The following is a 16,646-nucleotide window of genomic DNA, read 5'->3' as shown; positions in this document are numbered from 1 at the left end:
TCATACTAGCATAGAAAAGATAATGCGAATAGTCCTTCACGATGACAGTCCGATTTCTATTTGACTCAAGTCTAAAATTGTGAATACCAAAACGCATTCGGGGTATTCAAGTAACAGACTAAAAGGTGAGGTGAATAGATGAATACAGAACTTATTTACACCATCGGTGTAGGAAATCTGAATAGTTACGTATGCATATTTGCGGCGCAGCTGAGCGTTTATCTGACAGCGGTCGACATGTATAGTCCGATCAAAGGTTCCTTCATCGCATTGATTTTCGCTTCAGTGATTTCGATGAGTGCGATGCTCGTAATCTATTACTATAATAGTGAAATGGCAGTTAAAGAAGGACAACGACTTGTCACGAACTTAAAAATGAAAAAGAAGGTTTTTAGGAATGTGATGCTTGTCTTTTATGGCGTCAGTATTTTAATATTGGGACTCCTGTTTTTAACCAATACGGTAGTCGCATCTTACTTTAAGGTAACAGGCCCTATCAGTGTGCTGATAGTAGGCTTATTATTGGGTGTGCACGACTTAAGCGTGAATGGACGCTATGCAAAACTTAGCAGGGTGGATTGGGTATTTGATTACAGCAAAGAACCAGTGATCAGAAGCCTCTCTAAGGGAAATAACGCAGCCATCAAGATGTTCGATGAAAAGAAGCAGTTCATTGGAGATAAAAAGTTAGTTTCTGTAGATTTGGAGAGAGTTTTAAAAGAAATACCACCAGGAAGCAAACTGATTGAAGATCAAATCAAAAAGCCGCGCCTTAAAACATTTGAATTCAAATATCTTTTCAACTATACAGGCATCACCACGCCTAAATTTGTCTACCTAAAAAAAGAAACAAAAGACGATTTAAAGCTGATCAAACACTATTTGGACTGTCTGAGCAGATATTCAGGAATTTATGAAATCAACGAAGGAACGGCAAGATGCTGCAAGGCAACCATCAGTATCAACGATGAAAAGATAGAAAAGTTCATAAATGATGATAAGTATATCAAAAAGTTCGTTGCCGCTACGGATACCGAGGTGGCAAGCATCTCGATTCAACTGACAGAAGAGTTGTTGAACTACGACCTAGAACGACTGGTCAAGATACTGGGCAGACCCGTGACTGATTATACAATCACTAGAAAAAAGGATAAGATCGTACTGTTTGACTATGATACTGAAAGCAAAGAAACGGTAGACATTTCTTATCTAAAAGACTATATGAGCATCAGCCTTGATGATTATCGAAAAAACACTCAGAATCAGGTGTTGCTGGAACAACAGCTAGAACATCAGGAATCAGATCAAAAGGCCGTAATGGAAGAAAAGATTCAGCCAGAGGAGCAGATCGAACATAAGTATCATTCCTTTGAAGAGAGGGTTAAATCCGCACTTAATGTAAAAGCGAAAGGAACTGAAGAAGATAAAACGAACGGTTTGATAAAGACACTTTATCGGATCAACCTAAAGGGAAAGCTTGTGTACTTGTTTTTAGAAGACTTTAGGACTGCTGCCGAAGTGGATAAGCTAATCATTACTCATTTTATCAATAAGGACATAAAGGACATGTTGAAGAAGGTAAACATTGTAGTTGAAGATACCGATATTGATACACAAAGCTAGAGTTCACTTTAGAAGTCACGATTTCATGGCTTCTTTTTTGTGTGTCGCAGCACGCTATTACGGATGGGTTTTAACTAACAGGAATAAATTTTGCCTACTATGAAAAGTTGGCATAAATCTTGTATAATATAATGGTAAAACAAGTATTTGGGGAGGAGTGGATAGGAATGACAGCAAGTCAGGTGAATTCAGACTATTATATGTTCACTGATAGCGTGACAAAAGAATTACATTACAAAGCCAAAAGAGCGGCAGCTACCTCCTGTACTGTCCTGATTACAGGTGAATCAGGCACAGGTAAGTCAAAAATAGCGAAATTCATTCATGACAACGGCTTAAGACGCGAGCGACCTTTTGTCACGGTCAACTGCTCCGCCATACCGTCCAATCTGCTGGAATCGGAACTTTTCGGATACTTGCCTGGAGCATTTACCGGTGCGAATAAAACAGGGAAAAAGGGACTTGTGGAGAGTGCCGATGGGGGAACTCTCTTTTTAGACGAGATCGGTGATGTTCCTTTGGAACTTCAAGGTAAGTTTTTAGAGCTTCTGCAAAATCACACGTTCATCCCTGTTGGCGGGCTTAAAAAATGTGATGTGGATGTCCAAATCATCGCAGCGACGAACGTTGATTTGAAAACAAGGATAAGCGAGAAATCATTTAGAGAAGATCTGTACTATAGATTGCATGTGGTAGAGTGTATCATGCCACCCTTAAGGGAGCGTAGGCAAGACCTTAAGGCGCTTATCGACTTTTTTATTGAAAGGTTTTCAATAAAGTACGGGCTGATGAAGCATATTTCGGATGAGGCGGTTCATCTACTGCTTGACTATGATTGGCCTGGAAACATTAGGGAGCTTGAAAATGTGATCGAGCGTGTTGTGATTCTCTCTCGAGAGGAATGCATCACCATCAGTGACTTTCCTCTTCATATGAGTGAACCTACGATAGCGACCTTGGATTTTGAGGAGACCGGTTTTCCAAAATTGGACGAATACCTCGAAAAGCAGGAGAAGCAGCTTATCCTCAAAGCCTTCAATCGATTGGGTAGCTCCTACAAGGTAGCTGATACCTTGGGGATATCTCAAAGTAGGGCGACACGACTGTATAAGAAGTATAAAGAGAAGCCATAAAAGAAAGAGAGACCGGTTGGGTCTCTCATTTTTTTGCCAGTAGACTTGTGATTTCAAGAAGTGTCGAAACTGATTTTTCCATGGACTGCACAGGGATGAACTCGTATTTTCCATGCTCGTTATGGACTCCGACAAATAAGTTTGGTGCTATAATTCCCTTTTCGTAAAGAGCGGTTCCGTCATGTCCGCCCCGGTGAGGAACGACTTTAGGTTTTAACCCTATATTTTTCATTGCTTTCATGGCAAGTTGAACCGATTCGTGCTGTATGCCGATGGATTCACCGATGTTCTTATAACTATCCTGAACTTGTACTTCCACCACATTGAACTGATATTTCTTATTCAAAAGACCTGCAATTCCGTATAGGTATTTTTTCTTATCTTCAAGTCCGTCTTGTCTGAAATCCCTGATATCAAGCGATAAGACAGCTTCTTCCACATCCGCTTTTACGGATTCAAGAAAATAAAACCCCTCATAGTCATGCGTATGCTCCGGTCTTTCGTGAGAAGGCAGCAAATTGATAAAGTCGTTCATCACATGGATGGCGTTGATCATTTTTTTGTTTGCCTGACCAGGATGAATGGATTTTCCTGTGAAGGAGACCTTCGCCACAGAGGCGTTGAAGTTCTCAAAGCTTAACTCTCCAATTCCGTTTCCATCGATGATGTAGGCAAAATCAGTTGAGAAGTCACTGTTTGAAAAATGATAAATCCCGCTGATTGCAAGCTCTTCATCAGGTGTGAATACGATGTGTATATCGCCGTGCTTTATTTCAGGACTTTTCCTCAGTATTGCGATCAGTGTCATTATTTCAGCGATTCCTGCCTTAGCGTCTGCGCCGAGTAAGGATGTGCCGTCTGTGGTGACGATATCCTGACCTATATAGTCAAGAAGTTCGGGAAACATTTTAGGTGAAAGCGTGATATCCCAGCCTTCATTGAGTATGATATCTCCACCGTCATAACTTTTGACAAGCTGAGGAGATACGTTTGTACCGTTGAACTCAGGTGACGTATCCAGATGAGAGAAAAAAGCCACTGAAGGAACTGGAACATGACAGTTTGAAGGGTAGGTACCTATAACAAACCCCAGCGTATCAATGGTGGCATTTTCGACTCCAAGCGACTTAAGCTCGTCGACAAGAAGCTTCGCTAAAACAAGCTGTCCTGTAGTGCTCGGAATCTGATTCTGATATTCAAGCGATCTTGTATCGTATTTTACGTATCTGAGAAACCTTTCGAGTACTGATTCCATAGAGTAACCTCACAATCTTTGTCTAGATTTATTATAGGCTTTACATGTGACACATTCAAGTGGCAAGGACGTTTATTTGGGGCTTGTTGACCAGATAGATGCTCAGGCAGATTAGGGCAATGCCAAAGGCCTTTATAGGGTTCAAAAGCTCGCCTAAAAAAAGCAAGGACCATCCGATTGAAAATATCAGCTCCACCATGCTCAAGATCCCGACCTTAGAAAGGTCAAGCCCCGTCGCGATGCCGTGCACGTAAAAGAGATAGGGTATGCATGCAGATAAGAGTCCGATACTGAAAACAAGCATCAGGCCTTTTGCATTCATGAGCGGCAGCGAAAGGTGACCGAGCGATAGAAAGGGAAGCACGGTGAGCGAACCAAAGATGAAGCTGTAAAAGAGCACCGTCTCCACTTTGAAGTGACTCAGTACAGCCTTGCTGAAGACGCTGATCAGCGCGTAAGCAAGGGCTGCAAGCGCACCCATCAGTAGACCGATAATGGGGACAGACAATCCAGTGACTATTCCTCCTGTAATTGCCAGAATACTGCCTAAGACCGCCAGGACAACTGCGCCTATCTTTTGACTGGTCAGCGTTTCGTTGAAAAAGCGTACTGAGAGGCCAAGCAGCATTAGTGGAGCCAGATATAGCAAAATAGTAGCTATGATCACTCCAGTCATATCTACAGCAGTAAAAAAAGCCATATTGAATCCGCCATGACAGATAATTCCGATTCCAGCTGTTAAAATAAGTCCTTTCCAGGTAATCTTGAATGCCTCGGGATTAAAAATAAGGATATAGATTCCCATGAATAGGGATCCGATCGCTAACCTGTAAAAAGCGATTTCAAAAGATGAAACCCCAGTTTTCAACAGCAAAGAAGCGAATAGACCTGTAGAACTCCAGAATAAACCGGCCAAAACTATATATGCGTATCCTTTTATAAATTGATTCATTTGCCTTACTCCTTATGGTGGGTTGAGTTTTACTTTCTATACTGCAAGAAGTATACCAAGTTACGGACGGGTACTTGCGAAGGTAAAATGGATGCAAGATAAGTTTTAAGTCACTCGCATAAGTCAATTTTGAATCATTTAAGTCGCAGATGACTTATCAGATAGTGCAAAAGGGCTTTTCAGGTAGGTAGCTGCGAAATATTATGAAAAATCCATTTGGCAAGCTTCTTGCAGTATCTCCTGATGAAACACATTCAAATCTAGGGGAGGTATGAAAATGAGTTTGAAAAAAACACAGGTTATTGAACAGACAGACGAAACTGAAAAAGGGGGTAAGGCAAAAAAACGCTTTAAACTGGAAGTGCCGCATACGTTTGTGATTTTGGGAATGATCATCCTATTTGCAGTAATTCTCACTCATCTGGTTCCGGCAGGTGAGTTCGATAGGGTGCTGGATCCGGTGACCGATAGGGAAATAGTGGTTCAGGGATCTTATCATAGTGTTGAATCCAATCCAATCGGCCTGTTCGACATGTTTATCTACATTCAAAAGGGAATGGTAGATTCTGCGGATATCATCTTTTTCATCATCTTCGCTTATGCGATGGTATTTATGCTACTGAAGAGCGGTTCATTAGACGCTGCTGTGGGAGCACTACTTAGAAAAATTGGAGATAAGGTAGAACTGCTTATTCCCGTATTCATGATATTCTTCGGGATTTTAGGGGCGACTGCCGGATTATTTGAAGAGATTTATGGACTTATACCTGCATTTTTAGGAATTGCCATAGCACTTGGTTATGATGCGATTGTTGGTGGGGCGATTGTTATAGTAGGTATAGGCACGGGGTTTGCAGCCGCCTTCACAAATCCGTTCACAATCGGTGTTGCTCAAGGAGTAGCAGGTGTTCCGATGTTCTCGGGAATTGGATTTAGAGTGCTTGCTTTTATTGCTTTTCAAGCGGCAGTCATCGCCTACACCATGAACTACGCCAGAAAAATCAAGAAGAATCCAGAGCTGTCGATTGTCAAGGATGTGAAGTTCAGCCTCACAGATAATTTAAGCATTCATGAATTAAAGGCTTTAAAATTTGAAAACAGACATAAAATCAGCATGCTTGCATTTGGCTTATCCATCCTATTAATCGTAGTCGGAACCTTAAAACTTGGTTGGTATATCGATGAGCTTGCAGGGCTGTTTTTAGTCCTGATGATCGTTATCGGATTTATCAATAAAAAGGGACTTAATGAGATTTCTGAGATTTTTGTAGAGGCAGCGGCGAGCATCGCATTTGGCGCACTGGCGGTCGGCCTGTCGCGTTCTGTACTTCTAGTGATGTCAGATGGTATGATTATTGATACAATGGTAAATAGCCTTGCGGGATTACTTGTAGAATCCAGTGCATACGTATCGGCACTCGGAATGCTGTTTCTTCAAAACCTGATCAACTTCATTATCCCATCAGGCAGCGGTCAGGCAGCTACATCGATGCCTATCATGGCTCCAGTGGCAGATATTGTCGGCTTGACACGTCAGACAGCAGTACTTGCCTTCCAGTTCGGCGATGGATTTTCCAACCTTTTCTGGCCTACCATCGTATCGGTTGAGTGCGGCCTGATGGGTATTCCGCTAAATAAGTGGTATAAATTTATGGGACCGCTATTTGTCATCATGTTGGTGATTCAAGTCATCTTCATGAGTGTCGCTGTAATGATCAATTACGGTCCAATCTAAGAGTAGGAGGCAAATCGCCATGAATCAGACCATTCGAAACAGAGTTGAAAACATCACAGTTGAGCATATCGGTTCTTTTGAAGAACTATCCATTCATCTATTCAATCATCCTGAGTTAAGTGATCAGGAATTTGAAAGCGCCAGATATCTAGCCGATTATCTGAAAAAGAATGGTTTTGAGGTGGAGGAAAGCTACTGCGGCTTACCCACTGCATTTAAAGCAGTGTACTCAAATGGTGACGGACCGACAATCGCCTTGCTTGCCGAGTATGATGCTCTGCCGGGATATTACGAAGATAAAAGACCGGCACATGCATGCGGCCATAACTGGATCGCCGCATCGACTATCGGAACAGCTGTTGTGCTAAAGGAGCTGCAGGAAGATTTTAAAGGAACTGTGGTCGTACTTGGCACACCGTCAGAAGAAACGGTCGGTAGAAAAGTGGACATGATAGACAGGGGGGCGTTTGAAGGGATCGATGCTGTACTTCAAATGCACCTTGAAAACGAGACCTGTATCGAAACGAGGGGCCTTGCGATGGACGCTATCGAGTTCAGCTTTAAAGGAAAGGCGAGCCACGCCGCGTCGAATCCTCATGACGGTATCAATGCACTAGATGCGGTGAACCTTACATTTGCAGGAATTAATGCCTTAAGGCAGCATTTGAAGTCGGATGTAAGAGTCCATGGTATCATCACCGAAGGTGGTCAAGCACCTAATATCGTTCCAGATTCAGCAGCCTGTAGGTTTTATGTACGCGCTTTTAAACGAAGCGATTTAAAAATAGCGACAGAGCGTGTGATCAACTGTGCCAAGGGTGCAGAGCTGATGACAGGTGCGGTGCTCACGCATAGGTATTTTGAAAATCATTTTGATGACCTCATCAACAATGACGTTTTAAAAGAAGTCATGCATCAGCAGATGATCCATTCTGGAATAGAATACATCAGCACTGAACCGGAAGCGTTCCCCGGTTCTTCAGATATTGGAAATGTCAGTTATGTTTGTCCGACCTGCTATGTGAACATCGGTGTCGGCGACGGACCTGCAGTCCATGAACAGGAGTTTCTACCCATAGCTATCGGTGAAATGTCCTTCTTTAGGCTAAGACAAGCCATCTCCTCAATGGCACTGACAGCCATTGAACTGGATGCGAATAGGTCCCTTGTTGCTCAGATGTGGGAGGAGTTCAATAGAAAGTAACTGCAAAACGGATGTTTTGAGCTTTTCAATCTGATTTTAGTTGAAGCTACGAAAATATGACATAAACTGACGCAGATGCCGTGCTATACTCAACCCCTAAAGGGGGAATCTCATGAAACTGATCACAGTCAATAAGGAGAATATAGCAAACGAACATATCTGCTGTTCAATCGCAGAGAAAAAGGGTGAAACTTGCATTGAGGCAAAAAAGGCATGGATGATGGACCAGTTTGACCAGGGACTTGTCTTCACAAAGCTTGATGTGAGGGGAAAGGTGTTTATCGAGTATATGCCTGCAGAAAACGCATGGCACCCGATAGACGCTCCAAATTATATGGTAATCAACTGTCTATGGGTTTCTGGAAAATACAAGGGCGCTGGGCATGCGAATGAGCTCTTAGATTCATGTATTGAAGATGCCAGACAAAAGGGAAAAGAAGGTCTTGTGGTCGTCTCGTCAGCTAAGAAAAAGACTTTTTTGTCGGACCCTGACTATTTAAGACATAAGGGATTTGAAGTGGTTGATCAAGCAGCACCTTATTTTGAACTGTACGCCCTAAAGTTTGACAAGACAGCTTTGAGCCCTGCTTTCATAGCACATGCAAAACCAGGAAGGCTGGAAGAGAAGCATCTCATACTCTACTACTCAAATCAGTGTCCGTTCGCCAGTAAATACGCGAACCTCTTAAGTGACTGGGCCCTTCAAGCGGGTATCAAGACCGAACTCAGACTGGTCGAAAGCCACCACGAGGCCCAGACCGTACCTGCCGCTGTGACAAATTATGCACTTTTTTATAAGGGAAAGTTCATCACAAACGAAATCTTGTCAGAAAAGAAATTCGACAAGCTGATCGTCCAGTCAGTAGGATGACTTCACAAAATTGAACAGCCTGTTTACGTATAAAAAATACGTGAACAGGCTGTTTTGGTTATCCAGAGGGTTAGATGCGCTATATTACATTTTTCTTAAAATAAGGATTTTATTCACTTATTTTAGTAAAGTGGAGATAGATGGACTCGGTAGTCAACAATCATGATGTGAGTTTAGGGAGGAAGAGTAATGGGAGATCCAAATTTGGTCTACTTCGCTAAGGCAGAAGGTGACGAGGTGGCTACAACACTTGAAGTACTCCTGAATAACCACGGTATACCATGTGTGAAGAAGTACCAGGAGCTTGGCGGCGTATATCACCTTTATGCGGGTTCGACAAAGCAAACCATCGAGATCTATCTTTCACCAAGTGATGTCGAAAAGGCGAGCGAGCTCGTTGCCAAAGAAAAGGCGATCAAGCTTCCAAAAAACTATCGATCCATCTATAAGGACCAAGATGTCAAAGAAATGGTTAGTGCTTGGCAAAAGAGACAAAACCTGTGGTTGAATCTCAGACTCGGTATTTTAGCGCTGGGTATGATCGCTATCGTACTTGGCATGCTCTTTGGGCAGTAATTAAACATAAGAGTCAAATCATATCAGCCAGCACCTGATAAAAACAGATAGAAAATATAATTGATATTACGGGAGTCTACAATGAATGGAATCTTAAAATGAAAAGAATCATGCAAATCATACTACTGGCCTTATTGTTTGTTTCGCTACTTTACGCTGTGGCAAATCTATTCAAAACAGATGTATCCAAGCGGTATCTCTATATCAATGAACGCTTTCCTATAGAAAACGTTGATACTCTGATCGGTGAGGTTGAGGACTTTAGGCGGATAAGTGACCTTGAAGCGACAAAGAGATTATCAGTAAAAGAGCACAAAGATCTCATTAGATTTTATGAAGCTGTTCATACATGGGATCAGAAATTAAAAGAAATGAGTGCGATAAGTATTACAGAAAATGATTTGAAGATGTACGACGATTTGCAAGCGGATAGTATAAAAAGCATACAATTGATAGATGATTTTTTTAGGATTCGATTCTCAACGAATGTCAAAACGCTGAATCCCTTTATCCAAGTCTCTGAGTTTGAAATCAGAATGGATGATTTTTATACCGAAGAGCTTTTGTGTATCATTGAAAATTACTTTAAGTCCAATAAGGAAGTCATGAAATTGATGATTAAATATAGATTTAAGCCAAACAAGGGGATTTAAGAATCAACGTAAAGTTCCAATCTTTATCGGACCATGCATCGGGGGCGAATCATATGACATCTATTTATTCATATTGAAAATAAGTTAAAAGGGTATATACTAGTAGTATCAGTGTGCATGATTGTTTTGAAATTGCCTAATTCTAACTAGGGGAATAGAGATGGATGAGATACTAAACAATGAAATCATAAGAAGGATTGTTAGAATTGGAGCGATTTCAAGACTGACCAATTGCAGCTGTAAAATCGTCAAAACCGAAGATGAATGGGATAAAATATGCGCCAGACCACTGCATATCATCCATTCAATCATTGTCGAGCTTGGAATTGATACAAAAATCGACTACAATCGGCTAATGGACTTGGAACTTACTGAAATTGACCTGGGCATCATCGATGATCTGCTCAAGCTATGCTATGAAAACCTAACTTAAGCACAAATAAGCAAAGCGCACAGTCATGTTGAACTGTGCGCTTTTATGGTTTTTGAGTATGCTCATCTGACTGATGCGGTATCATTTTTCATGCAGGTACAAGGCATGAGCATTTAACCAATAATTGATGTTGTCATTGCGTGGATCGATATTCACTTCCACCGAGGTGAAGACCACAAGAATTTTAAGGGTCTCATTTTCGATCAAATAGCTCATGGCTTCAGGATTAGCGTATTTAGGTGTTCTTTGTCCAAGCGGGTAGGTCTCGATCAGTTTATCGATAAAGGCGTTCATATCTTGCTCGAGAATAAGGGTGTCATCTAAAGTTATCTTCAGGCTAGGAACACCGTCTGACCGGTCTGTTGTCCAGTAAATTTCATAAGTGCCTTTTTCTGTTTCTAAGCTTGCGATTGCTTTGCCTCGCAAATACTGGTTTTGAAGCATGGATGCCCATTCATAACCGCTGATGTCAATTACATCGGGACTTGACTCTACGTAGAGCCCCAAGTAACCTTCGCGACCATCATAGTCAAGTTCTTTCGGCCATGTCTGTTCAAAGCCCAGCTTATTCTTAAAGAAGACATCCTCACCTAATTTTCTGTCAAACCACTCAGGCAGTTTTGCGGTTTGCGTATGGGCAAGATACACGACCGAATCAGTGATGGATTCTCGTACAGACAAGTCAATGTCATCGCTTGCGGGACTGAGCTGATCGTCTTTAAGAATTCCTTCTGCGACGAGTAAATTTTCGAGTCTGTTGACTTGTGAAAAGACAGGCAACGAATGGTAACCTGCTAGTGGAAGTACTGAAATAATAGACGCACAGCATACTAATATAACAATCATGGCATGTGTTTTTGCCTTATAGAGGATCAGTAGCACGGCGGCAGCAGCGCTTACAATCCAAATGAGTGTGAAATAGTATTCGGTAGTCTTAAGGCCGAACTTGCTCAGCTGAACCAATAAGGCCCATGCTTCAAAGGCCAGTATCACAAGGGCTGTCATTGGAAAGACGCGTCTGTAGAAGGCTGCGATTTTTGACTTATGATGGGTGACCATGATATGAAGCCAGATTCCGCCTATCGCGTAAGAAGTAGCGATGCTCGATAGCTGTATGAAAACAGGCCATGAACCTGTGATCAAGGTTCTGGCGGTCCATAACAACAAGACTGCTGTAAGTGCCAGCACAATTGGAATCATGATGTACTGGAAGAGTATTTCGATAAACTGAGGTTGTCTCTGCACCGACTCATGGCGGCTATCGACTACGTTTTTTCTGAAATCTGGGAAGTAGCCTACAAAAATCGTGTATGCAAGAAGACCTGATAAGGTCGCTAGATACATGTACACTTTTTCACTCATGTCGCTGTACAAAAGATTTTCGATTGCGGCAGCGACTGCGGAAGTACCGCTTGCGATGACACCCCCGTAAATCATTGCGATAAACAGTGACTTTTGAGTCATAAACAGGGACTGGGAAAAGTCAGACTGTTCTTTGGGTGTGGCGGCCAAAAGGATGAAAGCAAGCAGACTGACAAAGGTCATGATGCTGATTCTGGCAATTGCAAGTCGTGAAAGCACGTCAAAGCGTAAGTTGATCTGCTCGGTGTCGGTGCCCCCTAAAAAGTAAAGAGACAAGAAGACGATCATCGCTGTGACAACCGTCAGTGCGTTAGCTGCAACCAGCGTTTTTTTAGTAGTATGCCTGCTCTGTGCGGCAGTTACGGTAGCAAGGCTGAGCACTGCTGCGAATGCGAAGGTCCAATGTAGGCAATTGAATAAAAAATTATAGGATTCCTGTTCCGGCCAGTCAAGTTGAATGCGGATCATTGTCACAAGTGAAAACGCCACCGCAAAGAGGATGGATGCCGGGAAGGTCTTAAGCGCATTGAAGGCGTTCTTAAATATTTGTGTTACAGATTGAGTAAAAGTACTCATTGCTTATCACTCCTTAAATAGTCAACACTTGCATTTGAACTTATTCCATCTATACCCCGATAAGAGGTGTTTATCCTATTTTGATATGAAATAGAGGGTGAGTTAGGTAATAAAATACCCTTTATCACAAGCACCTAGCTTGGGATAAAGGGTATTTTATATTTGCTATCATTTAGATGGTGTTACTGTCACTCATACTCCTGATGCCTCTTAAAAGAATGTCTTTGAACAATTTTTGAAAGTCTACCTGATCGCAGTACTCATGCTTCAAGTGTTTTTCCCTTAAGATCAGCCTCTGGAACAGTGCGAAAAAATCTTGAGAAATAAAATGGAAGAGATCACTTGGACTAAGGTCGCTTCTAATCGATCCGTCTTTTACACCTTGACTGATAAACTGATACAGCTGTTCCTTTCGGGGATCGAGCGAAACAATAAAGGCGTCCGTAAGCTGCGTGGACGGATAATCGCCTTGGAAATAGCGGTCGAATTCTGCGGTGAATTTCATCTGCTCTTTGATGGCTTCAAAATTCACATGGTCAAAATACGCTTCCACCTTTTGAAAGCCGTTCATGTCCATCATCGTATCCACTTCTAGTGATAAATACTCCTGAATCTGCCTCATGACAATCAGTTCCACTTCAAATGCCAGTTCATCCTTTGTAGGAAAATAACGATACAGGGTTCGCCTGTTGATGTTAAGGGCAAGTGCGATATCCTTCATCTGCGTGTTGGCGATGCCCTGGTCGATAAACATCTTTTCAGCTTCTATCAAAATCCGATCTTTAGTTGTAATCTGCATACCATCACCTGTCTACACTATGTTAGTCATATTTTGCCCCTTTAGAGGGTCAACCACGCGTGTGGCATAATGTGATTATAGAATAAATCGTTTTTCTTGACAAGGTGGGGAGCCCAAATGTATACTCAAAACAAGAAACGCCACACGTGTGGCATGAGTAGGAGGAGCAATGAGAAAAACGACAATGATCAACTTCGATTGGAAATATAGCATGGACTTCAAGGAAGCCTACATCCTTGAAACCCATGATGACGATTTATTCGAAACCGTCCATCTGCCGCATACCAACATCACCTTACCCTACAATAATTTTGATGAGAAGCTATACCAGTTCGAAAGCTGTTACCGAAAGAGACTTTGGATTGATAAAGTGGAGACCCATCAACGCGTCTATGTAAAATTTGAAGCGGTGATGACCTATGCGAGGGTTTATCTCAACGGCCATTATGTAGGAGACCATAAGGGGGGATACACGCCGTTCAGACTGGACCTGACTGATTATGCCGTGTTTGAATCGGAAAACACACTTGTGGTGTATGTCGATTCGACTGAACGATCCGACATTCCGCCTTTTGGGTTTGTGGTGGATTATCTGACATACGGTGGAATCTACCGCGAAGTATCACTTGAATATTGTAGCGACGTGCATCTTGAAAATGTCGCCGTGAGAGCAAAGGATGTCCTTACAGATGCCTTGTTTCTTGATATGGACCTTTATCTTCATAACCATAAACAGGAGAAAGGTGATTTGACCTGCGCGTTTTCAATATTAGAAGATGAGACACTCATAAAAACCTTTAAAAAGACATTGCAAGTAAGCAGTGACCTGGATGAAAAGATAAATGTACAAGAAAGCCTAGCCGACGTATCGCATGCGATCAAGCTATGGGGGACAGACCATCCGCACTTGTACTGGCTTGAGATAAGCCTGATGTCGGGTGAAAAGCTGATCGACCGACTTAAGATAAGATTTGGCTTTAGGGACGCCAGGTTTAGCCCTGAAGGATTTTTTCTTAATGGAGAAAGGCTGAAAATACAAGGGATCAACAGGCATCAGTCTTTTCCTTATGTGGGATATGCGATGCCAAAAAGCGCCCAGTACAAGGATGCAGAGCTTTTAAAGTACGAGTTGGGTGTCAATGCGGTCAGGTTGTCCCATTATCCCCATAGCGATCATTTTATGGATAGGTGTGACGAACTTGGACTTTTAGTATTTGATGAGATACCTGGTTGGCAGCATATTGGAGATGAAGCATGGCAAGAAACCGCACTTGAGAATGTAGCTGAAATGATCCTAAAGGATGTCAATCATCCAAGTGTGATCATTTGGGGTGTCAGAATCAACGAATCGCAGGATCATGATTTGTTTTATAGGAAGACAAACACGCTGGCAAAATCGCTAGACGACTCAAGACCTACAGGCGGAGTCAGGTGTATTAAAAACAGCAATCCGATGGAAGACGTGTATACCTACAATGATTTTTCGCATACAGGTAAAAACAGGGGGCTCGATAAAAAAAGAAGCGTCACAAAGACCCGTAAGCCCTATCTGGTAACCGAGCATAACGGGCATATGTTTCCTACAAAAAAGTTCGACCATGAATCGCACCGGGTGGAACACGCGCTCAGGCATCTGAATGTGCTCGATGCGATGCGCGGTGAGGATCAGATAAGCGGTGCCATAGGGTGGTGTATGTTTGATTACAATACCCATAAGGACTTTGGAAGTGGAGATAAGATTTGTTATCACGGCGTGATGGATATGTTCAGGATTCCGAAACATGCGGCATTTGCCTACCGGTCCCAGGTGGACGGTCATCCTGTGATGCACGTGGCAAGCTCCTTTAATATTGGAGAATATAAGGGTTCTCTTCTTGAAGATGTGCAGGTCTTTACCAACTGCGACCACATTGAACTCTACAAGAACGATGAATACGTCAATACATTCCATCCAAATCGAAGACGCTATCCCCACCTAGCCCATCCGCCGATTGTGATCGACGACTATATCGGTGATGCCATAAGGAACAAGGAAAGATTTTCTTTAAAGGATGCGAAGACCGTGAAGGCGCTGCTTTTGAGTGTCAGTAAAAAGGGAGCTAAACTGAGTCTTGGTGAAACGCTGAAAATGGCTTGGATATTCTTCAGGTACAAGATGAACACAAAAGACGCACAGGACCTATTTGCCAAATACTTTGGTGGCTGGGGCGGTATGGCGACCGACTACGTGTTTAAAGGATATAAAGATGGACTCTGCGTCACTGAAGTGAAAAAGAGCCAGGTATTCAAGCCGAGTCTTCTAGTCACAATCGATTCAACTATTCTAGTAGAAGAGGCTACCTACGATACGACCCGCATTGTCGTGAGACTAGTCGATGACTACGGCAACGAGATCACCTATGCCAGCGATACGGTGAGGGTAGAGACTCTAGGACCTATTGAAATGATCGGACCTAAAGTCTTGTCGCTTATCGGAGGATCTATCGGATTTTGGATAAGGACGACAGGTGATCAGGGGCAAGCGCAAGTCATCGTCCACTCAGAAAGGTTTGGAAGGATAAAGAAGTCGGTTGAAGTAGTAAAAAAACGGTACTAAGACGATGGGAATCGTACTTGGGATCGGGGTATAAAAAGAATAGCTCATATTCGCTGAAAGGTGCGTGATAAGATGAGTTCTTCATCAATAGAGGATTTTTTCAAACAACTGGATAGAAGCTATTTTATGGAGATCTTAAAAGAGGAATCAAGGCTGGACTGCGCAATTCCCATAGGATATGGACAGACGATCTCGCAGCCTTCACTTGTCCTTTTTATGACCAAAGCCCTCATGATTGAAAAGCATCATAGAATTTTAGAAATAGGAACAGGTTCGGGGTATCAGACGACCTTTCTAGCTGAATTTGGTGCAAAGGTGTATACGATTGAGAGGATAGAAGCCCTCTATGAGTCTGCCAAGGACAAACTCACCCGGCTTGGCTATCAAAACATTGAGTTCATTTTAGCAGACGGTTCCTACGGCTTAAAGGAGTTTGCGCCCTATGACAGAATCATGGTCACAGCGGCCGCACGAAAAATTCCGCAGGAATACTTGAATCAGTTGGCTGTAGGCGGTCGTATGATCATTCCTGTAGGCGACTACACCGTGCAGAAGCTACTACTGGTTGAAAAGGATTCAAGCGGCAACATTACAGAAAAACATCTTGAGAATGTGAGGTTTGTTCCTCTTGTCGGTGCTTTTGAAATCTAGTTTCACATAACATGCGGCGATCAGTATTCTGGAGAAAACAAGCTACTGCCTAAAAGAATTATTTCTTTTAGGCAGTTTTTTTAACCGGATTGAGGTCGCTTCTTCTGACAAACCTTCAGCAGGTGGCATAATATGCATGAAATCAGTATTAAGTCGCTGTTACATCGTCGATGAAAATCTATAAAACAATCTACTTTGGGTATAAATCACGTGTAGATAGTACGACT

General features: G+C 42.5%; 14 protein-coding genes. 10 read left to right on the top strand and 4 right to left on the bottom strand.

The window, feature by feature from the left end; translation table 11 throughout:
• Positions 1-138 precede the first annotated feature (138 nt).
• Complete coding sequence (locus tag DWB64_RS10335) at positions 139-1,623, top strand: hypothetical protein (protein ID WP_129488155.1); 1,485 nt, start codon at positions 139-141, stop codon at positions 1,621-1,623.
• Positions 1,624-1,790: 167 nt separating this feature from the next.
• On the top strand, positions 1,791-2,756 hold the full coding sequence (locus DWB64_RS10330; protein ID WP_164980350.1) for a sigma-54-dependent Fis family transcriptional regulator: 966 nt from the start codon (positions 1,791-1,793) through the stop codon (positions 2,754-2,756).
• Between the two features lie 25 nt (positions 2,757-2,781).
• Here the strand turns inward: DWB64_RS10330 and pepT are convergent, their stop codons facing one another.
• A complete protein-coding gene (pepT, locus tag DWB64_RS10325; RefSeq protein WP_129488153.1) occupies positions 2,782-4,011 on the bottom strand; it encodes a peptidase T in 1,230 nt (409 codons plus the stop codon).
• A gap of 55 nt (positions 4,012-4,066) precedes the next feature.
• On the bottom strand, positions 4,067-4,963 hold the full coding sequence (locus DWB64_RS10320; protein ID WP_129488152.1) for a DMT family transporter: 897 nt from the start codon (positions 4,961-4,963) through the stop codon (positions 4,067-4,069).
• 277 nt (positions 4,964-5,240) lie between these two features.
• On the opposite strand from DWB64_RS10320, the gene DWB64_RS10315 reads away from it, so the two are divergent.
• From DWB64_RS10315 to DWB64_RS10290, 6 genes are all read left to right on the top strand, one after another.
• On the top strand, positions 5,241-6,698 hold the full coding sequence (locus DWB64_RS10315; protein WP_129488151.1) for a YfcC family protein: 1,458 nt from the start codon (positions 5,241-5,243) through the stop codon (positions 6,696-6,698).
• A gap of 19 nt (positions 6,699-6,717) precedes the next feature.
• A complete protein-coding gene (locus DWB64_RS10310) occupies positions 6,718-7,902 on the top strand; it encodes a M20 family metallopeptidase (RefSeq protein ID WP_129488150.1) in 1,185 nt (394 codons plus the stop codon).
• A gap of 112 nt (positions 7,903-8,014) precedes the next feature.
• Positions 8,015-8,773 (top strand): N-acetyltransferase, encoded by a 759-nt coding sequence (locus tag DWB64_RS10305; protein ID WP_129488149.1) that lies wholly within the window; start codon positions 8,015-8,017, stop codon positions 8,771-8,773.
• Positions 8,774-8,962: 189 nt separating this feature from the next.
• Positions 8,963-9,349 carry a hypothetical protein gene (locus tag DWB64_RS10300; RefSeq protein ID WP_129488148.1) on the top strand — a complete coding sequence of 129 codons (387 nt, stop codon included), beginning with the start codon at positions 8,963-8,965 and terminating at the stop codon, positions 9,347-9,349.
• A gap of 98 nt (positions 9,350-9,447) precedes the next feature.
• Complete coding sequence (locus DWB64_RS10295; RefSeq protein WP_129488147.1) at positions 9,448-10,002, top strand: hypothetical protein; 555 nt, start codon at positions 9,448-9,450, stop codon at positions 10,000-10,002.
• Between the two features lie 160 nt (positions 10,003-10,162).
• Positions 10,163-10,435 carry a hypothetical protein gene (locus DWB64_RS10290; RefSeq protein WP_129488146.1) on the top strand — a complete coding sequence of 91 codons (273 nt, stop codon included), beginning with the start codon at positions 10,163-10,165 and terminating at the stop codon, positions 10,433-10,435.
• Positions 10,436-10,516: 81 nt separating this feature from the next.
• On the opposite strand, the gene DWB64_RS10285 is transcribed toward DWB64_RS10290, so the two are convergent.
• Positions 10,517-12,373, bottom strand: a complete 1,857-nt coding sequence (locus DWB64_RS10285; protein ID WP_129488145.1) for a DUF4153 domain-containing protein — start codon at positions 12,371-12,373, stop codon at positions 10,517-10,519.
• A 172-nt stretch (positions 12,374-12,545) separates the two neighbouring features.
• The gene (locus DWB64_RS10280; RefSeq protein WP_129488144.1) at positions 12,546-13,172 is read right to left on the bottom strand and encodes a TetR/AcrR family transcriptional regulator; all 627 of its coding nucleotides are present in this window, start codon (positions 13,170-13,172) and stop codon (positions 12,546-12,548) included.
• A gap of 169 nt (positions 13,173-13,341) precedes the next feature.
• Between DWB64_RS10280 and DWB64_RS10275 the strand changes: the two genes are divergently transcribed.
• On the top strand, positions 13,342-15,768 hold the full coding sequence (locus DWB64_RS10275) for a glycoside hydrolase family 2 TIM barrel-domain containing protein (protein WP_129488143.1): 2,427 nt from the start codon (positions 13,342-13,344) through the stop codon (positions 15,766-15,768).
• Between the two features lie 72 nt (positions 15,769-15,840).
• Positions 15,841-16,419 (top strand): protein-L-isoaspartate(D-aspartate) O-methyltransferase, encoded by a 579-nt coding sequence (locus tag DWB64_RS10270; RefSeq protein ID WP_129488142.1) that lies wholly within the window; start codon positions 15,841-15,843, stop codon positions 16,417-16,419.
• Positions 16,420-16,646: the final 227 nt, after the last annotated feature.

This window comes from Fusibacter sp. A1 (assembly GCF_004125825.1).
Lineage (GTDB): Bacteria > Bacillota > Clostridia > Peptostreptococcales > Acidaminobacteraceae > QQWI01.
This window is presented reverse-complemented; position numbering and strand designations above follow the sequence as displayed.